Genomic DNA, 20,886 nt, shown 5'->3' with positions numbered 1-20,886 from the left:
CCCTATCAAAAAACTAAGAAAAATATTGATTAGAATACTATTGGTACTCCTGCTGATATGTGTTCTGAGCACTATTATCTTGTCCATTCCAGCTGTGCAGACCCGGTTTGCCCGTTATGCAACAGATTCTATCAATGAAGAGTTTGGGACCAATATCAACATTGATCGCTTAAAAGTGTCCCTGATCTCATGGGACACCTCCTTGAAGGGAATCTATGTAGAAGATTATAAAAAGGACACCCTTTTCTATATTAACGAATTGACCACTTCTATTCTCAATGTCAATAATTTGATGAACGGAAAACTGGAATTTGGGGATATAGACGTTGATCAGCTGCGCTTTAAGTTAAAGACCTATCAGGGAGCGGAAGATTCCAATCTGGGCTTCTTTATAGACAAATTAGATGATGGTACTCCCAGAAAACCGGGGACTCCGCCATTCTTATTCAAAGCAGAAGAGATCAATATTCAAAATAGCAAGTTTACACTCTCCGATGAAAACAATGAGAATCCGGAAAGTTTAGACTTTACAAAGCTGAATATCATCGCAAAAGACTTTGGCATCTTAGGACCAGAAGTGACATCCAATATTACCCAATTGTCCTTTGATGATAAAAGAGGGCTCCGGGTCAAGGAAATGCGTACGGATTTCAAATATACAAAGGAACAGATGCGATTTGATTCTCTTCGTATTGCAACCAATGCTTCCAAAATTAAAGGAGATTTGGTTTTTGATTATAATCGGGAAGATTTTGCCAATTTCTTGGATAAAGTAGAGCTGACCGGCAATTTCGAAGAATCCGTTGTGGCATTGGATGAAGTGAATTTGCTGTACAATGAATTTGGAAAAGGGAAAGAAGTCATATTTTCCAGTGGAATCAATGGAGTGCTGAACGATTTACATGCGGAATCTCTTTTTTTACAGTCAGACAATACCGGTATTCGAGGGGATTTTAATTTTAAAAACCTGTTTTCCAGTAAAAATCCGTTTTTAGTAGATGCTAAAATCAAGAATATTACCACCAGTTATTATCAATTGCGCTCACTTTTGCCCAATATTCTCGGAAATTCCCTGCCTTCTTTATTTAAAAAACTGGGGCAGTTCACCGTTAGGGGAGATGCACAGATAACAGAAAGCTCCATAATATCAAGGGTAAATATCAATACGGCTATAGGGAGCAGTTATTCTGATTTGGAACTTACGGATATCGATCAAATTGATAACGCCTCATATAAAGGCTTTGTCTCCTTTATTGATTTCGATATTGGAGATTTTTTGGATGATGATCAATTTGGGAAAACTTCTTTGGATTTCAATGTCGATGGAAAAGGTGTAGCTCAGGAAAACCTGAATACCGAGGTAATAGGAGAGGTATATTCCATTCGCTTTAACGGATACGACTATAAAAACCTCAAGGTTTCCGGTATTATCAAAGAACAACTTTTTGATGGGTCGTTGATCAGTAATGATGAGAATTTGAAATTAGATTTTAAAGGACTGGCAGATTTTGGGCATGGAAAGGATAACAACTTCAATTTTATTGCTTCCGTAGACTATGCAGATTTGAAGAAATTGAATTTTATCAATGATAGTGTATCCATTTTCAAAGGAAACGTCAATATGGATATTACGGGGAATTCGCTAGATAATATTATTGGTGATATCAAATTTACCAAGACCAATTTCAACAATGGAAGCGATACGTACTACTTTGATGATTTCAAGATATCCTCTTCCTTTGAAAACGACTCCATCAGGTCGGTAAAAATTAATTCCCCCGATATTATCACGGGTTATATGAAAGGGAAGTTCAAAGTAAATGAACTGGGTAAACTTGTACAAAACTCCATCGGGAGTATTTATACCAACTACAGACCTTTTGAAATATCCTCAGGGCAACACATCGATTTTAATTTTAAGATTTACAATAAAATTGTAGATGTATTCCTTCCCGAAGTAAAATTTGATCCCAATACCTTCATCAAGGGAAATATCGTTGCCGATGAAGGAGATTTTAAACTAACATTTAAATCTCCAAGTATAGAGGCCTATGGAAACGAATTAAGAAATATAGATGTTAAAGTAGATAATAAAAATGCCCTGTATAATACTTTTGTGTCGGTAGATGCCCTTTCTACAAACTATTACGATGTAAAGGACTTTAGTCTTATCAATACGACCTTAAAAGATACCCTCTTCTTTAGAACGGAATTCAAAGGCGGAAGTACCTATAATGACAGCTATAATCTGAATTTCTATCACACCTTCAATAAAGATAATAAATCGGTCATAGGACTGAAAAAATCAGATGTGAACTTTAAGGGCAATACCTGGGTGTTGAATAAAAATGGCGATTCCAAAAATAAAGTTATTATCAATAAAACCTTGGATAGTATCTATATCGAAGAGATTGTGATGAACAATAGTGTGGAAGAGCAAATAAAACTGCGGGGACAATTGGCAGATTCTACTTATAAAGACTTGCAACTGCAGTTTAAAATTGTATCTCTGGATAAAATTACTCCAGAAATAGATAGTTTGCGCCTCAAAGGGGAGGTCAACGGAACGTTGAATATCTATCAAAAGGACAACCAATATTTACCTTCTTCAAACCTTAATATTTCGGACTTATCAGTAAACGACCAAGGATTGGGAGATTTAACTATTGGTATTTTGGGAAATCGGGATTTGACCGAATTTGCAGTGAATTCGCAGTTGGTACAGGAAGGATTGGAAAAATTGAGTGTTATTGGGAAGATTACCAATAGGGGAGATACACCAAAAACTGACCTATTGGCCAACTTTAGTGGGTTTAGTTTAGAACCTTTTAGTCCTTTAGGGGAAGGGGTGATTACAAATATTAGAGGGAGTTTGGATGGAAGTGCACGAATACAGGGCGATATAAACAATCCTGATTTTAATGGCATTCTTAACCTGAATAATGCGGGGATTGCCATCCCATATCTCAATGTAGATTATGACTTTGCCAATAACTCCAGAGTGGTGCTTTATGATCAAACCTTTAATTTTCAGGATATTCGTCTTTCGGATATTGCAGAGAATACTAGGGCTACTTTAAATGGTACAATCAATCATTATGCGTTTGGGGATTGGTATATGAATTTAAATGTAGATACCAATGAAGACCGTTTCCTGATTCTCAATACGGAATTGGAAGAAGAATCGCTCTATTACGGAACCGGATTTTTAAATGGAACAGGGAGAATATATGGTCCTGCCCAGGCCTTGAATATCGAAGTGGAAGGTGCTACCGCTCGTGGGACTTCCCTAAAAATCCCTATTAGTGATGTGGCTAGTGTAGGGGATTATTCCTTTATTAGTTTCGTGGATAAAAATACGGTAAAAACTATTGAACAACAGCGTACCCTTGAAGAGTATCAGGGTTTAGAGCTTTCTTTTGATTTAGACGTTACTTCAGACGCCGAAGTAGAGATCGTAGTAGACCCTAAAACAGGCAGTTCCTTAAAAGGGACAGGAGAGGGCATATTGTCCATAGAGATCAATACCAACGGGAAATTTGAGATGGAAGGGGAATTTGTTGTGGTAACAGGAACCTACAACTATAGGTTTGGCGGATTTATAGATAAAACCTTTAGCGTAAAACCAGGAGGGACCATCCTCTGGGAAGGAGACCCCTTGGCGGCTCAACTCAATATGGAAGCTGTATATTCCTTGGAAGCCAATCCGGCACCTTTGTTAGACAATTCAGGCTATACCAGACGTATTCCAACAAATGTGGTAGTACATTTGACCGAAGAATTGGAAAAACCTACGATTGACTTTAATATTGAATTCCCTGGAACCAACTCCATTGTGCAATCGGAATTGGAGTACCGTTTACAAGACCCCACGGTAGAAGAGCGAAATGCATTTTTTCTTTTGGGACAAGGTACATTTGTTAACGATAGAAGTGGTATTAACCAACAAGCGCTGACCGGGAACTTGATTCAGTCTGCAAACAGTTATCTCAATCAATTGCTTTCTGGGGATAACGAAAATTTAAATTGGGGTGTTTCCTATGATCAAGCCATTCTTGACCCTACCACAGATGTGCAAACAGAAAGTAGGATAGGCGTTAATATCAGCACTAAAATAAGTGATCGTCTTTTATTTAATGGGAAGTTTGGAGTTCCGGTCGGAGGAGTAAGTGAAACTGTGGTGGCCGGAGATGCCGAACTACAAATTCTTCTGAACGAAGAAGGAACGCTCAGTGCAAAGGTGTTCAATAGGGAAAATGAGATCCAACAGTTTTTGGCAGATCGCCAAGGATATACGCAAGGAGTAGGGTTGTCTTATGAAGTAGATTTTGATACCTTCAAAGAATTGATGAACAAGGTTTTTGCAAAGAAAAAGAAAGAGGAGAAACAAGAAAAAAAGCCTGTTTTGCCACCTACACCAGCAAATTCCAAAAAGGCCCCTCCTGCTGAAACCTACATCGGCAACGATAGCTTGATCAAGCTGGTACATAAGACCAAAATACCCAAATAAGCTCTTTTTGTAATTAGCTTATAGTTAGTAAATACGGTAATTTTTACTAATTTTTTCTACGAAAACGTTTGAGACGTTTAAGATTCATAATTTTGAAGAATTAGGTCTTTATATTTAAAATAAGTTTCCTAGTTTTAACTTTTGAAACTAATTTAAATGGGCTCAGAAATACAAAAAATAGCGGTATTAACTTCGGGAGGAGATTCTCCGGGAATGAATGCGGCAATACGATCTGTAGTGCGTACTTGTGCATTTCTTAAAGTGGAATGCGTAGCCATATATAGAGGATATGAAGGAATGATCGCGGGGGATTTCAAACCCATGGATGCACGTAGTGTAAACAACATCATCAATAAAGGAGGGACCATCCTTAAATCTGCCAGGTGTAAAGAGTTCATGACCGTAGAAGGACGGAAAAAAGCCTATGATCAATTGATCAAGGAGGGGATTGACGCTTTTGTGGTGATAGGAGGCGATGGTAGTTTTACGGGAGCCATGAAATTCAACGAAGAATTCAATTTCCCAGTTATTGGTATTCCAGGAACAATAGACAACGATATTTTTGGTACTACCTATACCCTTGGTTTTGATACGGCCTTGAATACGGTGGTAGATGCCATAGATAAAATCAGGGATACGGCCAGTTCCCATAATAGACTCTTTTTTGTTGAGGTTATGGGAAGGGATGTGGGCCATATTGCCCTTAATGTGGGCGTTGGAGCCGGTGCCGAAGAAATTTTGATTCCAGAGGAAAACTTAGGATTGGAACGCTTGCTGGAATCCTTAAAGCGTAGTAAGGCTTCCGGAAAATCATCGAGTATCGTTGTTGTTGCTGAAGGGGATAAAATCGGAAAGAATGTTTTTGAGCTGAAGGAATATGTAGAAGAGCACTTGCCGATCTACGATGTTCGGGTATCCGTTTTGGGGCATATGCAACGCGGAGGTACACCTTCTTGTTTTGACAGGGTCTTGGCCAGTCGAATGGGGGTAAAGGCGGTAGAGTCGCTTTTAGAAGGAAAAACCAATTTAATGGTAGGGATTCAAGACAATAAAATAACATTGACCCCTATTGATAAGGCCATAAAGGGGCATACAGAAATAGATACAGAACTTATTAGGGTCTCAGATATAATGACCGTATAATTATAATAATAAATAGCGAAAAATGTCAAAATTAAAAATAGGAATTAACGGGTTTGGAAGAATTGGTAGACTGGTTTTTAGAACCACTATTAAGAGAGATAATGTAGAAGTGGTAGCTATCAATGATCTGTTGGATGTGGAACATCTGGCGTATCTGTTGAAATACGATTCCGTACACGGTAAATTTGATGGTACCGTTGAGGTTAAAGATGGTCACTTGGTCGTCAATGGAAAAAGCGTACGTATTACGGCAGAACGAGACCCTAAAAACTTGAAGTGGGATGAAGTAGGAGCTGATATCGTTGCCGAATGTACAGGTATCTTCACTACTATGGAAACTGCGCAATATCACATTGATGGAGGGGCTAAAAAAGTAGTGATTTCTGCACCATCCAAGGACGCTCCTATGTTTGTTATGGGAGTAAACCATAAAGAAATTAAAGCATCGGATGTTATTATTTCCAATGCTTCTTGCACCACAAACTGTTTGGCACCTTTGGCAAAAGTATTGAACGACAATTTTGGTATTGAAGAAGCTTTGATGACAACAGTTCATGCTACTACGGCAACGCAAATGACGGTAGACGGACCTTCAAGAAAAGACTATCGTGGTGGACGTAGTGCCATGCTCAATATTATTCCGGCTTCTACAGGCGCTGCGGTGGCAGTTACTAAAGTAATTCCAGAATTGAAAGGCAAGCTAACCGGAATGGCATTTAGAGTGCCTACCGCAGATGTCTCTGTAGTAGACCTTACTGTTCGTTTGGAGAAAGAAACTTCATACGACGAAGTGAAAAAAGTATTTAAAACAGCTTCTGAGGGAGAATTAAAAGGAATTTTAGGATATACGGACGAAGCCGTGGTATCCCAGGATTTTATAAGCGATGCACGCACAAGTATTTTTGATGCAGGTGCTGGAATCGAATTGAATTCTAAATTTTTTAAATTAGTAAGCTGGTACGATAATGAAGCTGGCTTTTCGAATAAGTTGGTAGACATTGCAGAATACGTTTCTACTTTGTAGGCCGAACCAAAATATAATTATTGGAATCTTTCCTGAAAACGGGCAAATAAGTTCGTTTTCAGGATTATTTTTTAATCCTTGCGTATGATATTGATAGTAGATAGTGGTGCCACAAAATCAGATTGGATCGCCCTTGATAATAACGGGAAAGAGTTATTTTTTACACAAACATTAGGACTTAGCCCGGAGGTTTTGACACGGGAAGTCATAGAAGATCGTTTGGCCAATAATTTTGAGCTCTCTAAGAGCAAGGAAGAGGTAAGTCACTTGTATTTTTATGGCGCTGGTTGTGGTACGGATCGTATGAAGACCTTTTTAAAGGAAATTTTCAGTGATTTCTTTCCCAATGCAAAAACGGAAGTGAAAGAAGATACCTATGCCGCAGTCTATTCTACTACCAAAATTGGTAACCAAGGTATTATTTGTATTTTGGGAACAGGATCCAATTGCAGTTATTACGATGGAAACCAGCTTTTTCAAAAAGTAACTTCTTTAGGATACATACTCATGGATGATGGCAGTGGAAACTTTTTTGGACGAAAATTATTGCGGGATTATTACTTTCATAAAATGCCACAATCCCTGGGTATAAAATTTGCCAAAGAATACAATCTGGATGCGGATAATATTAAGGAACATCTGTATAAACAGCCCAATCCAAACACCTATTTGGCAACCTTTGCCCGTTTCATGATAGAAAACAAGGAGCATCCTTATTGCAAAGGCGTCATCGATAAGGGGTTCCAACAATTTGTGAACAACTATATTATGCAGTTTGAACTGGCCACAAAAGTCCCGATCAATTTTGTAGGGAGTATTGCCCATTATTTAAGGGACGAACTGGCTACGGTAATTGAAAGGAACGACCTTATCTTAGGGGTGATCCGTCAAAGACCTATCGAAGGTCTCATGGAATTCCATAGAGATACGCTTTAAGATTTTACAGCGATCATAGAAATTTCTACATTGACAAACTTGGGTAGATTGGCAACTTCAACGGTTTCCCTGGCAGGAGCAGTATCTGCGTTGAAATAGGCACCATAAACTTCATTTATGGCCGCAAATTGATGCATATCCTTTACGAAGATGGTAGATTTAACCACCTCTTCAAAGGTCATGTCGGCAGCTTTAAGAATAGCGCTAAGGTTTTCCATAGACTGTCGCGTTTCTTTTTTAATGTCTCCTTCTACCAATGCTCCCGTAGCGGGATCAATAGGTATCTGTCCGGAGATATACAAAGTGTTTCCACTCAAGGTAGCTTGGTTATAGGGGCCAATCGGAGCGGGTGCATTCGATGTTGTGATTATTTTTTTCATGCTATTGCGTTATTTTAATTTTAGTGTTTAAGCTGGATGTTCGTGCGCTTTGTACTCTAACATAGAGAACTATCTCCGTACAGGTTGACTTCGGTTCTCCCATTTAAGATCCTTAAGGATGGAGCTCTTTATACCAATAAAGAAGTACCAGCGGGTAAATTGACCAAAAGGCGTCCAATCAAACCTCAACGTAAAACTTTTTAGGTCGCGTTGAAAGTTAAACTGAGTCAATGTAAAACCTTTGTTTCGAATATCATAACCCGAAGAAACACCTACCCTCCAGCGCGGTGACAAACTGATGTTTCCAGAAAAGGTCAGTGAATTGTTCGTAAATTCATTTTGCCTGTTGGTATTGGTAAAGGAGGTGGTATAACTCATTCGTAGATCCCAGGGAAGTTTGTTTTCATAATAGGGGTTTTCTACATCCCCATCGTTTTGCTGGTTCCTATCGTTTGTGGTGGAAAAGTCTCTCCGGTCGTTTCCAAACTCATTGGAATTACTGAAAAACTCATCAATGCCTCTATCCAGATTTTCGGTATTATTAGGATCCTTATCCTCCGGATCATCCGGTTTTTTGTTAAAATCACTACTACTAATGGAGTAACTGAGCGTGGCCCTGGCATTGGTAAGACGAAATAAACTTCCTCCATTATCAATATTAAAGGTGTTGATTCTACGACCGTTGTTATTAATGGCATAAGGGTCTAAACTGGCGCCAAAGTTAATGGACATCTTGTTGTTCAAAATGGTGGTACCCCCTGAAATATTGACGGGGCTGATCCTTAGGGAGTCCGCTTCAAAATTATAGCCGGTGGTAACATTAAAGCTATTTAAAATACTGACCTTTTTTAGTTCGGTAGCGGTAGAATCCTTGGGTATGACCTTGGCTTCCAACGTATTCGCTAAACTAAGGGATAAGGAATTGGTCTGTGTTAACCTTGGGGCGCCATTCAATGTTCCTTGAAATCTACTAAATTGGACTTCTTCTCCATCACCATTGATAAAAGTATCATAAAACTGCTCAAAAGAAGGCGCGTATCCATAGGTAACGCTCGGGCGAAGTGTGTGTCGTAAGGCCTGAATTTTCTTTCCTTCCTTAAACGTATAAGTACCATAGATGGTGGTTCCCACACTAAGGTTGAAATTGTATTGGTTAAAACGATCAAATCCCTTGATCGTATCCCGGACTACAGCACCATTGACCCCTTGATCTGGGTCAAATCTTTGGTTGAAAGTTTCCAAGGTCCATACATCCTCATAGGTTCCCCCAGCAGTTACACTAAAGAATTTGGCCACCTTAAAGTTGGTGCTTATGGGAATACGGTGACGTGCCCCAACCCGGGCGTTATCGAACATTCTGCCCGTTAAAAAGTCATCTTCATTCGTGGTAATGCTATTACTGGCGTTTACATCATATTGAAAATTGATATTTTGTATGGCCCCTTTTTTTATGCCATCCCGTTTGGCAAAAGGGAATATCCGCTCCATACTGGCTTGAAAAGTAGGCAGTGTTAAATTCACCACTCCTGTATTGGTATTTTGGTTGTGTGTTGCCGAAATACTGGTTCGTACCGATGGATAATTGGGAAAAGTCCTGGAATACGATATGGATGAGGATAGGGTGTTTGTTTGTATATTGTTGAAATTCTGTTGTTGGAGGGAGTTTCTAAAAAATTGACTACTTCCGAGGTTTACAGATGCAGAAAAAGTGGAATTGGGACTCGCTTTGGCATCTTGGGTATGCCGTATTCGAATATTATAGGTGCTACTTCGAGAAAAATCATCAAAACCGGGTTGACTGGTAATGAGATTCTCAAAACTGAAATTAATATTCCCGCGATATTTATAGCGCTTCACATAATTGGACTCTCCTCTGAAACCATAACTGCCGTTGGTATAGAAATCCCCTTGAAGGCTTAAATCAATATGTTCACTAAAGGGGAAATAATATCCTCCACCCTGCAAGAAATAGCCCCGGTCGGGATCATTTCCAAAGGTTGGGAAAATTAAACCTGCCGTATTCCCTGTGGTTAACGGAAAATAAGCAAAAGGCAAGGCTATAGGAGTAGGAACGTTTACAATATAAAGATTGCTGTACCCGGCTATGACTTTTTTTCCAGGAACCAATTTTGCTTTTCTGACCCGAATATGATAATCAGGATCAAGCGTGTCTTGCGAGGTGGTAAGGCGCCCTTCGTCCAAAAAATATACAGAGTCGTTTTCCTTCTTCGTGCGCTCGGAATACACCTTCATGGCATCACTTCCCAAAGAACCTAAACCAGCTTTTTGTTCCGTTCTAGAGTTCCAAATCAGCGCTTTTTGAGTCGTAAAGTTGAAACGAATGGAATCGGGTACTACTTCTTGATTGCCCTGCTTAAAATTAGGAAGCTGGGAGTAATTCCCTAAAGAATCCTTGATCCGCCCTGCATAGACTTCATTTTTTTCGTAATCCAAAATGATGGTTCCCGCCTTCAATTCTGTATCCTGATAGTAAATTTCAGCTTCGTTATATAGGTAGATTTTTTTATCTTTTTGACTGATTTTTACATAATCTTTAGCCTTGTATTTGATCTTATCCAAAAGTAAACCCTGTTTTTTGGGAACAGTATCTTGTTGTACGCTATCCTGGACAACAGCAGTTTTAATGATATCTACAGGAAGGGTAGGGGCAACGATAGAATCTTCAACAGCCTTAATGGGTAAAGGTTTTATGCGACCTTCTTGCGCAGATACTGAAACTATGCTGGTAAAGAGCAGTAATAGGAAAAGTAGAGAGTGTTTATTTGATTGCAAGGCTATAAATCCTATTTTTGTAATAGTGTGTCTAATCCAACCCATCATATAATGGAATCCAAACTTACATATATTTTTTGTTCCCATGGCAGCACATTAGAATAAATTTAACCATATTGGATGCATTGAAACAGCGAGATATTATGAATATGAAACGGTTTAGCCCCATTCTTTTTTTGGTATTGGGTTTTCTATTACTTTCTTTCAGCAAAAATAACACCAAAAATGATGATAATGATAAATTTATTGTTGTTCTTGATGCTGGACATGGAGGACATGATCCCGGAAATTTGGGAAATGGCTATCTGGAAAAAAATATTGCCTTAAAAATTGTCTTGCAGGTGGGAAAGATTTTAGAAAAAAATCCCGATATAAAAGTAATATATACCCGTAAAGACGATACCTTCATTGATTTATATGTTCGTGGCGAGATTGCCAATAAGGCCAATGCCGATCTTTTTGTATCCGTTCATTGCGATTCGCATACCTCCAATGCCCATGGCGCTGGAACCTTTGTTTTAGGACTCCACGCCAACAAACAAAACTTTGAAATAGCCAAAAAAGAGAATTCTGTAATTTATTTGGAGGATAATTATGAAAGTAGATATGCCAAATACGATATTGATTCCCCCGAATCCCTAATCGGACTTACCATTATGCAGGAAGAATTTCTCAATCAGAGCATTGAATTGGCAAAAATGATGCAGGATAATTTTTCTGTAAAATTGAAAAGAAACGATCGCAAGGTGAAACAAGCGGGATTCATTGTTTTGCACCAGACTTTTATGCCAAGCATACTGGTGGAAACGGGTTTTTTGACCAATAAGAATGAGGGCGCTTATTTAAATTCAAAAAAGGGTCAGTTGGAAATGGGAACCGCAATAGCCAACGCCATATTAGAATATAGGAAAGGAATATTGGACAATGACCTGCCTACGCCCAGGGTAGAGGATACGGCACCGGATATTGTTGAAGCAGTAGAGGAAGAGGAAAAGAGGATATCGGAAGAAATAGAAAGCAAGCCTCAAATAGAGGAAATATCGACACCCAAGGAAACCGTCGTAAAAGAAGAAAAAAAGGCGCAACAGGAAAACAAGGAAGGCAGCAACAGTTCCAAAGAGACAAAAACCATTGCCCCGCCCAAATCCAAGCCCAACATCCTTTTTAAGGTTCAGATTTTGGCTAGCGCCAAAGCAATTCCATTAAAAGCGGAGAATTTTAAGGGCCTAAATAAACTGTCCAAAGAACCGTATAAAAACCTTTTTAGGTATATGTATGGGAGCACCGATAGCTATAACCAGGCGAAATTATTTAAATCCAATGCAGATGTCAAAGGCTATACAAGCTCCTATATTGTGGCCTATAAGGACGGAGAACGAATTGCCATAAAGGAGGCACTGAAATACCTTTCTGATTAATAGCCCCTCTTCTAAAAATTATTTCTAATTTTGTTAGGAATTGAAAATAACTTCTTTTGAAACTAACTAGAGAGCTTAAAACAGGGATTATCGTTATTGGGGGTATTCTACTGTTTGTTTTAGGATTTAGTTATCTTAAATCAACCCCTATTTTTAATGACAGTCGTACTTTTTATGCTGTATATGAGAGCGTTGGAGGCTTGCAACCAGGAACTCAAGTATCTATAAATGGTTTAAGTGTCGGTAAAGTCAACGATATTAGGTTTAAGGATGCTTCTGGAGAACTTTTAGTGACTTTTTCGGTAGAGAACAATTTTAAGTTTTCCAAGAATAGTAAGGCCGTACTCTACGATACCGGAATTATTGGAGGTAAAGGAATACAGATTATGCCCGTTTTGGATGGGGCTCCAATGGCACAATCCAAAGATACTTTAACTTCGATGATAAAACCTGGTCTAACGGATTTGGTACAGCAAAACCTGGCACCTTTACAAATGAAGGTAGAAGGAGCTGTAACCAATGCCGATTCCTTATTGATCAATTTCAATGATATTTTGGATGACCATACCAAAAAGAATTTAAAAGAAAGCATAACGGGCTTAAATGAGATGATCAGAAGCTTTCAGGCGAGTGCAACGGCATTAAATGGATTATTGGAAGATAATAAGAGTCAGTTGGATAGTTCTATTATGAACATTAACAACATGACCCATAATTTTTCAAAACTATCCGATTCCATTTCGGAAGCAGGTATTGTACAAACCATGAAAGATTTGCAGACCACCATTGGAAACCTAAATCAGATGTTGGTAAAAGTCGAAAAAGGGGATGGTTCTTTAGGAAAATTGGTCAACGACAAGGAATTGTATGACAACCTCACCAGTGCATCCAAAGAATTGGATTTATTACTTCAGGACTTTCGTCTCAATCCAAAACGATATGTCAATGTATCTGTTTTTGGAAAAAAACAGAAGGAATATACCTTGCCCGAAAATGATCCAGCTGAAAAAATTGAAAATTAATATATGAGTTATTTGCCTAATATTATCTTCGGAATTATCCTTATTGCCGGCATAGGCTTTTTTGTGAAAAATGTAAAGCGACTTTCCCGCAATATTAAATTGGGAAAGGATGTGGACGTGAGCGATGATAAACCACAACGATGGAAAAATATGGCTAGGATTGCCTTGGGGCAGACTAAAATGGTGGTTAGACCTATTGCAGGGATCCTCCACATTATTGTCTATCTCGGTTTTATTATTATCAATATTGAAGTATTGGAAATTGTTATTGATGGTCTTTTTGGGACACATCGAATCTTTGCCCCTCTTGGCACTTTATACAATGTATTGATCGGATCCTTTGAAATTCTGGCCTTTTTGGTGGTGGTTTCCGTCATTCTTTTTTGGGTACGGAGAAACGTCCTGAAATTGCAACGCTTTTTAAAACCCGAAATGGAAGGCTGGCCAAAAAAAGATGGAAATCTGATCCTATATATTGAATTGGTGCTTATGTTTTTGTTCTTGACCATGAATGCAGCAGATTTCCAATTGCAGCAGCTAGGAGCAGAGCACTATACCCAAGCAGGTGCATTCCCAATAAGTAGTTTTATAGCTCCGGTTTTTGAAGGAATGTCCATTTCAAGTCTTATTCTTGTAGAACGAACAGCTTGGTGGTTGCATATTGTAGGGATTCTCTTTTTTCTGAACTATCTCTATTACTCAAAACACCTCCATATTCTACTTGCTTTTCCAAATACCTATTATGGAAACCTAAAGCCCAAAGGGCAATTTAAAAATTTGGAAGCGGTGACCAATGAAGTCATGTTGATGATGGACCCGGATGCAGATCCCTATGCTGCTCCCGATGAGAATGCTCCTGAACCGGAAAAATTTGGGGCATCGGATGTGATGGATTTAAATTGGGTACAATTGCTGAATGCGTATACCTGTACCGAATGTGGACGCTGTACTAGCGAATGCCCGGCCAACCAGACCGGAAAAAAACTATCTCCCAGAAAAATCATGATGGATACTCGTGATAGATTGCAGGAAGTTGGAGAGAATATTGAAAAAAACAAAGGGACCTTTGTGGATGACAATAAACAGTTACTGGGCGATTATATCTCCCATGAAGAACTATGGGCCTGTACTTCTTGTAATGCCTGTACAGAGGCTTGCCCGGTAAGTATAGACCCACTTTCCATTATTATGGATATGCGACAATACTTGGTCATGGAAGAATCTGCAGCTCCATCGGACTTAAATAATATGATGGGCAATATTGAAAATAATGGGGCACCATGGCCCTTCAATCAAATGGACCGTCTTAATTGGACGGAAGAATCTTAAAAGAAACAGCATTTTACTATGGGTAATGAATTAAAAGTGCCTACCATGGCCGAACTTTTTGCAGCGGGAAAACAACCTGAAGTATTGTTTTGGGTAGGCTGCGCTGGAAGTTTTGATGATCGGGCTAAAAAGATCACCAAAGCTTTTGTGAAAATATTGAATCAAGCCAATGTAGCATTTGCAGTTTTAGGGACGGAAGAAAGTTGTACCGGAGATCCAGCAAAACGTGCAGGAAATGAATTTTTATTCCAAATGCAAGCCGTCACGAATATTGAAGTCATGAACGGTTATGAGGTTAAGAAAGTAGTCACAGCTTGTCCGCATTGTTTCAATACCATTAAGAACGAATATCCCGGATTGGGTGGGAACTACGAAGTGGTGCACCATACCCAATTTTTAAAACAACTTTTGGAAGAGGGACGTATTTCCTTGGAGGGAGGTACGTATAAAGGCAAACGTATTACCTATCATGACCCATGTTATTTAGGGCGAGCCAATAATGTATACGAAGCACCTAGGGAGCTTATACAGAAATTGGATGCCGAATTAGTGGAAATGAAAAATTGTCGCAAAAAAGGCTTGTGTTGTGGAGCGGGAGGAGCACAAATGTTTAAAGAGCCCGAAAAAGGGGATAAAGATATCAACATAGAGCGAACAGAACAGGCTTTGGAAACCGCACCGGAAATCATAGCAGCAGGATGCCCATTTTGTAATACAATGATGTCCGATGGTGTAAAAAACAAGGAAAAGGAAGCCACAGTAGCGGTTATGGATATTGCCGAGTTGATTGCTACCGCCCAGGATCTATAAAGCATTTTCATACATGTTCAAAAATGAAGAAATACCGCTCTCTTCGTTGCCGGGTATAGCTGCACTTAATTTTAAGCCAATACACCCAAGATACCTAACCGTATTGATTCTACAGCATATGCTGCAATACAGTGTTATTGCTTGCTTGCTTATTGTAGCAAAAATGTATCTCGATATTGAACCATTGGAACAGCACTTTGTGTTCATTTGTATTCTTTTAGTAGGAAGTATTGCTCTGCATTTTACGAGCTCGGTGCTGGGTTTTTGGAAGCGTAAGTATAGCCTTAGAAATCACGATATTTCCTTTAAGAAAGGACTGTTACGCTCTTCATTGGCAACCGTACCTTTGTCGAGAATTCAACATTTGGACATTAGCCAAGGATTGCTATCACAAAAATTTGGACTGGCCAATTTAAAGCTGTATACCGCAGGGGATAGCGGAAGTGATATGGTTATAAAAGGGTTACTGCTGGAAGAAGCGGAGAAAATCAGAGGGTATATTACAGCGCAGATCAATGAGCGAGTTTAACTTTGAAACCCCTTCAAGACAATCGGTAAAGGGAATTGTATTTTTACTTCTTCCTTCAATCGTGAAATCTTTGAAATCGGCCTACATTCCTTTGATTTACTATATCATTCAATTCTTCAGGGAACCCGAACGTTCCAGAGATTTCCTTCCATATATTATTTTTGGCATTATTGGTCTTCTAGGTTTTTATTTAATTCGCAGTATCCTAAGTTTTCAGAATTTTAAGTTCTCTGTATCTAAAGATCATTTTGTACTGTCCAGGGGAATTACAAAAAAGAAACGAATAGAAATTCCACGACATAAAATACAAAATGTACACCTTAAACAAAGCCTGCTACAACGGCTTGTAGGCGTGGTGGAAGTAGCTATCGACACTGCTGGGGATACCAGTACCGAGGTGACGATCAAGGCATTGGAAAATACTAAAGCGAGAGCCCTTAGAACTGTTCTTTTAAATATGACATCCAAAGAAGAGGTCAAGGATACTAGGAACTATGTATTGAGAATTTCTTTTAAGGAATTACTCTTGGCAGGTATTACCCAGAATCACTTTACCAGCTTTTATCTTCTTTCAGCAGTTCTTTTTGGGGTATTGGTAGATTTTAGGGATGTCGCAGAAATGTTCGGTTATGAGGGAATGATGGAAGAATTAAAGGAAAAAGCAACGAATTCAGCATCCTATACCTTCCTTATTTATGTAGTTCTGGCCGTTATAGTAATCCTAACGTCCATTGGATATTCAATCTTCAAAGTAATTCTTACGAACTATGGATTGGCTGTGATAAAAAACAGGGAAGGCCTGGAAATACATAAAGGTCTGTTTAATAGGATAAGCTATGCCCTGAATGCCTCCAAAATACAATCTGTGGTCTATACGACCAATGCCTTAAAGCAAAGATTGGGCTTATTCAACTTAAGATTCAATCAAGCGATGTCTACGGAGCAATCCAAAAAGAATATTGGGCTTGTCGCCGTTCAAAAGGCCAATTTGAGCACTTTGGAACGGTTTGTGTTTGGTTATCCTATAGACGATACCTTAGAAAAGAAAAAACCGGCAGCTTATTTTAAAACACAACTTTTTCTTAATACTGCTTTCCCTTTGATTATCGTAAACGTATTCGCTATATCTTTGTGGGGAGCGAAAGTTGGACTTGTTAATCTGGTGCTCGTTCCCTGGTTCTTTCTTTTGCATTGGTTGAGATATCGAAAAAGTTATTACAGTTTGCATAAAGACTATATGGTGGTCGGAGAAGGTAGAATAGATACGGTTACCCATATCTTTGAACATCATAAGATTCAATCGTTGAAATTGAAACAGAGTTTTTTTCAGAAAAGACGGGAAGTGGCCAGTATTCACGTGCATACCGCTGCAAGTTTGATTGTCATACCCGCCGTACCTTTTCCAGAGGCTATGGAATTGTATGATGATTTGTTGTATAAAGTAGAAACCTCCAATAAAAATTGGATATAAAAAAATAAGAATGTTAGTAGATTTTAATGAATTACCGGATACTTCCAGAGTTTGGATCTATCAGGGAAGCAGAAGCTTTACGGAAGAAGAACTTGTAGAAGTACAAAAGAGCTTAAATGAGTTTATTGCTGCGTGGACCGCCCATGGAAGCGATCTTAAAGCCGGATATGATATCAAATACAAGCGTTTTATTACTATTGGATTAGATCAGAGTTTGACCCACGCTTCGGGTTGCTCCATTGACGCTTCGGTGCATTTTATCCAAGTTTTGGAAAAGAAATACAATTTAGATCTATTGGACAAAATGAATGTCTCTTATAAGCAGGGAGATTTTGTGGCCTACAAGCCCCTTAAGGACTTTAAGAAAATGGCAAAGGACAAAGCGGTTTCAAAGAACACCATCGTCTTTAACAATCTTGTTACCAACAAATACGAGTATGACAATCATTGGGAAGTTCCGGCACAGGAAAGTTGGCATGGGCGCTTTATGTAGGTCGTGTTTATGCTCTTGAAAAGCCTATTGCCATTATGAAATTCGATGAAATGCAATTTTTAACCCCTTTCTCAGTTATAGTTTATAGTACAATGCCAATATGAGATTAAAGTTCCTTATCCTCTTATTTTTTCTGGTTTGCTCTATGTCTTACGGACAAATAGACCCCTTATTGACCAAAGATAGCATATTGCAAGAGCAGTGGGTAGAGAAAACCTATGCCTCCCTTTCTTTGGAAGAGCGCATTGGACAATTGTTCATGGTCAGTGTCGCCTCAAATGAAATAAAGCAAAGAACGGCTAAAATTAAGGAGCTTATTATTTCCCATAATATCGGAGGAGTCATATTTTCAAGAGGAGGCCCCGTACGACAGGCAAGATTGACCAATGAATTCCAAGCTGCATCAAAACTACCTTTAATGATTGGGATGGATGCGGAATGGGGGTTGGCTATGCGCTTGGATTCTACCTATGCTTTTCCTTGGAACATGACTTTAGGAGCCATCAAGGATAATTCCATTGTAGAGAAGGTTGGTGCACAAATAGGCAAACATGCAAAACGCATAGGGGTACACATTAACTTTGCTCCTGATATCGATATCAATACCAATGCCCAAAACCCAATTATAGGAAATCGCTCTTTTGGAGAAGACAGGGAAAATGTTGCAGAGAAGGGGATTGCCTTTATGAAAGGTATGGAAGCTGAAGGCGTTTTATCCAGTGGGAAGCACTTTCCAGGTCATGGAGATACTTCGGTGGATTCGCATAAGGCTCTACCGATAATCGATTTTTCAGAGCGCAGAATAGATAGCATAGAACTGTATCCGTATAAAAGATTGATTCAAGAAGGCTTAAGCAGTGTTATGGTTGCCCATTTGAGTGTTCCCAGTCTAGAAATCAAGGAAGGATACCCTTCTTCCTTGTCAGAGCAGATCATCTCTGGGCTATTAAAAGAAAAATTAGGGTTTAAGGGCTTGGTATACACAGATGCTCTCAATATGAAAGGCGTATCTACCTATGCGAGTGAAGGAGAAGTGGCCTTATCTGCTTTTATGGCAGGGAATGATATTTTATTGATGCCCACAGATGTGCCAAAGGCCAGTATATCTCTAATGAAAGCCTATACATCGGGAATAATTTCAGAAGAACGTTTAGCTACTTCGGTGAAGAAGATTTTAAAGGCAAAATACAAAGTAGGGCTTCATAAGTACAAGCCTGTGGTACTGGAAAATCTATATGAAGATTTAAATTCTTTGGAAAATGATATTATTTACGAAGAAGCAATGGAAAATGCTATTACCGTAATAAAGAACAACTATCAATTGCAGGGGATTAAAAAATTGGAAAACAAAAAGATTGCCTACGTAAAGTTTGGCGATGCCGACCATCGTCCTTTTTTGGCGAGTTTGCGAAAGTATGCCAATGTAGCTGAGGTATCTGCCAAAAATATAGCCTTGTTAAAGAGTAAATTAAAGAGCTATAATCTCATCATCGTGGGCATGCATAAGAGCAACGAAAGTCCTTGGAAAGCCTACAAATTTAGTGAAAAAGAAATTTTTTGGTTAGAAGAACTGGCCAGGCAACGGAGTTCAAATCTCTTGCTTACGGTTTTTGCAAAACCGTATGCCTTATTGGGTGTGTCTTCCTTTGAGCAGATAGATGGTGTCATGATGGCGTATCAAAACAGCAAAATAGCTCAGGAGAAAGCTGCTCAAATTTTGTTTGGTGCACTCCCGGCAAAAGGAATTCTTCCGGTAACGGCGCATCGTTCTTTTCCTGTGAATACAAGTGTGGCTCTAAAATCTTTAAAAAGATTAGGATATAGTATCCCGGAAAGAGTAGGGTTAAGTTCGTCGAAATTAAAGGTGGTCGACTCTCTAGTTAAAAATGGTTTAGACTCCTTAATGTTCCCGGGAGCACAGGTTTTAGTGGCGCGCAAAGGAAAAATCGTATATAATAAAGGATTTGGAAAACCAACATACACCTCCAAAGACAGTATTACCCCCCATCATATTTATGATTTGGCCTCGGTGACCAAAATATTGGCTACTCTGCCCATGATCATGAAAATGGAGCAAGAACAGAAGATACAACTGAACACTACCTTTAAAGAATTGGTGCCAGACTATGCAGACTCCGAATTAAAAAATGTTACCGTCCTAAAGGCCTTGTCCCATTATGGCAGATTGCCTGCATGGATCGCCTTTTACGTGAGCACCTTAGATACCCAACGCAGACCATCAACGGAGTTCTATAGGAGGCAACCCTCAGACGGCTTTTCTATAAAAGTGGCAAATCAACTTTATTTGTCCAATGCCTATACAGATTCTATTTACAATAGGATAGGAAGACAGGATTTAAAATCCAACCGCTACCGCTACAGCGATGTGGCGTATTATGTCTTCAAGAAATATATTGAGGACACTTATAAGGAGCGCCTGGACAAACTTTCTGCCAACTTTCTATACAAACGATTGGGAGCTACGCACACTGGCTATAATCCCATAGATACGTTTCCTTTACAGCAAATAGTTCCCTCTGAAGAAGATAATTACTATAGGTATCAGACGGTTCAAGGATATGTGCACGATATGGGAGCCGCAATGCAAGGTGGCATTGGAGGTCACGCCGGACTTTTTAGCAATGCCAATGATGTTGCTAAAATCATGCAAATGTACCTTCAAGGTGGAGAATATGGTGGGGAACGCTTTCTGGAAAGTAGAACCATTAAAAAATTCAATACCTGTTATTTCTGTGACAAAAATGTGCGTAGGGGAGTAGGTTTTGATAAGCCTCAATTAGGAGATAGTGGCCCCACCTGTGGTTGCGTGTCCCGTAAAAGTTTTGGCCATAGTGGTTTTACAGGTACCTATACCTGGGCAGATCCCGAGGAAGAAATTGTTTATGTCTTCCTCTCCAATAGAACCTATCCTTCTGCTTCGAATACCCTTTTAGTTAAATCTGGGTTAAGAACAAGAATTCAACAGGCCATTTATGACGCTGTTATAAATTAAATATTAATTTTGTTG

The 20,886-nt window shown here is 39.1% G+C and carries 14 protein-coding genes; 12 read left to right on the top strand and 2 right to left on the bottom strand.

The features are described from left to right. The first annotated feature begins 25 nt into the window (after positions 1-25). From ACEXOE_RS13970 to ACEXOE_RS13955, 4 genes are all read left to right on the top strand, one after another. Positions 26-4,510 (top strand): translocation/assembly module TamB domain-containing protein, encoded by a 4,485-nt coding sequence (locus tag ACEXOE_RS13970; RefSeq protein ID WP_449619018.1) that lies wholly within the window; start codon positions 26-28, stop codon positions 4,508-4,510. Between the two features lie 156 nt (positions 4,511-4,666). Next, the gene (gene pfkA / locus ACEXOE_RS13965; RefSeq protein ID WP_394749430.1) at positions 4,667-5,653 is read left to right on the top strand and encodes a 6-phosphofructokinase; all 987 of its coding nucleotides are present in this window, start codon (positions 4,667-4,669) and stop codon (positions 5,651-5,653) included. Between the two features lie 22 nt (positions 5,654-5,675). Continuing rightward, positions 5,676-6,677 (top strand): type I glyceraldehyde-3-phosphate dehydrogenase, encoded by a 1,002-nt coding sequence (gap, locus tag ACEXOE_RS13960; RefSeq protein WP_394749429.1) that lies wholly within the window; start codon positions 5,676-5,678, stop codon positions 6,675-6,677. A gap of 84 nt (positions 6,678-6,761) precedes the next feature. After that, complete coding sequence (locus ACEXOE_RS13955; protein ID WP_394749427.1) at positions 6,762-7,613, top strand: N-acetylglucosamine kinase; 852 nt, start codon at positions 6,762-6,764, stop codon at positions 7,611-7,613. Here the strand turns inward: ACEXOE_RS13955 and ACEXOE_RS13950 are convergent. Then, positions 7,610-7,993 (bottom strand): RidA family protein, encoded by a 384-nt coding sequence (locus ACEXOE_RS13950; RefSeq protein WP_394749426.1) that lies wholly within the window; start codon positions 7,991-7,993, stop codon positions 7,610-7,612. The genes ACEXOE_RS13955 and ACEXOE_RS13950 overlap by 4 nt on opposite strands. A gap of 69 nt (positions 7,994-8,062) precedes the next feature. Then, positions 8,063-10,831 (bottom strand): putative LPS assembly protein LptD, encoded by a 2,769-nt coding sequence (locus tag ACEXOE_RS13945; RefSeq protein ID WP_394749635.1) that lies wholly within the window; start codon positions 10,829-10,831, stop codon positions 8,063-8,065. 98 nt (positions 10,832-10,929) lie between these two features. On the opposite strand from ACEXOE_RS13945, the gene ACEXOE_RS13940 reads away from it, so the two are divergent. From ACEXOE_RS13940 to ACEXOE_RS13905, 8 genes are all read left to right on the top strand, one after another. Further along, entirely contained in the window at positions 10,930-12,204 is a 1,275-nt protein-coding gene (locus tag ACEXOE_RS13940) for an N-acetylmuramoyl-L-alanine amidase family protein (RefSeq protein ID WP_394749634.1), read from the top strand. 56 nt (positions 12,205-12,260) lie between these two features. After that, positions 12,261-13,226 carry an MlaD family protein gene (locus ACEXOE_RS13935; protein WP_394749425.1) on the top strand — a complete coding sequence of 322 codons (966 nt, stop codon included), beginning with the start codon at positions 12,261-12,263 and terminating at the stop codon, positions 13,224-13,226. Between the two features lie 3 nt (positions 13,227-13,229). Beyond that, the gene (locus ACEXOE_RS13930; RefSeq protein ID WP_394749424.1) at positions 13,230-14,555 is read left to right on the top strand and encodes a 4Fe-4S dicluster domain-containing protein; all 1,326 of its coding nucleotides are present in this window, start codon (positions 13,230-13,232) and stop codon (positions 14,553-14,555) included. Between the two features lie 18 nt (positions 14,556-14,573). After that, positions 14,574-15,365 carry a (Fe-S)-binding protein gene (locus ACEXOE_RS13925; RefSeq protein WP_394749423.1) on the top strand — a complete coding sequence of 264 codons (792 nt, stop codon included), beginning with the start codon at positions 14,574-14,576 and terminating at the stop codon, positions 15,363-15,365. Between the two features lie 13 nt (positions 15,366-15,378). Then, a complete protein-coding gene (locus ACEXOE_RS13920) occupies positions 15,379-15,894 on the top strand; it encodes a PH domain-containing protein (RefSeq protein ID WP_394749422.1) in 516 nt (171 codons plus the stop codon). Further along, positions 15,881-17,365 (top strand): PH domain-containing protein, encoded by a 1,485-nt coding sequence (locus ACEXOE_RS13915; RefSeq protein ID WP_394749421.1) that lies wholly within the window; start codon positions 15,881-15,883, stop codon positions 17,363-17,365. Before ACEXOE_RS13920 ends, ACEXOE_RS13915 begins: the two co-directional genes overlap by 14 nt. Before the next feature lie 10 nt (positions 17,366-17,375). After that, entirely contained in the window at positions 17,376-17,858 is a 483-nt protein-coding gene (locus ACEXOE_RS13910; protein ID WP_394749420.1) for an ABC transporter ATPase, read from the top strand. Between the two features lie 100 nt (positions 17,859-17,958). Beyond that, the gene (locus tag ACEXOE_RS13905) at positions 17,959-20,871 is read left to right on the top strand and encodes a glycoside hydrolase family 3 N-terminal domain-containing protein (RefSeq protein ID WP_394749419.1); all 2,913 of its coding nucleotides are present in this window, start codon (positions 17,959-17,961) and stop codon (positions 20,869-20,871) included. Positions 20,872-20,886 lie beyond the last annotated feature (15 nt).

Origin of the sequence: Spongiimicrobium salis (assembly GCF_043678055.1) — a bacterium.
In the GTDB taxonomy this organism is placed as follows: domain Bacteria; phylum Bacteroidota; class Bacteroidia; order Flavobacteriales; family Flavobacteriaceae; genus Spongiimicrobium; species Spongiimicrobium salis.
Note: the sequence above shows the minus strand (reverse complement) of the source record. Positions and strands in the feature narration are given on the sequence as shown.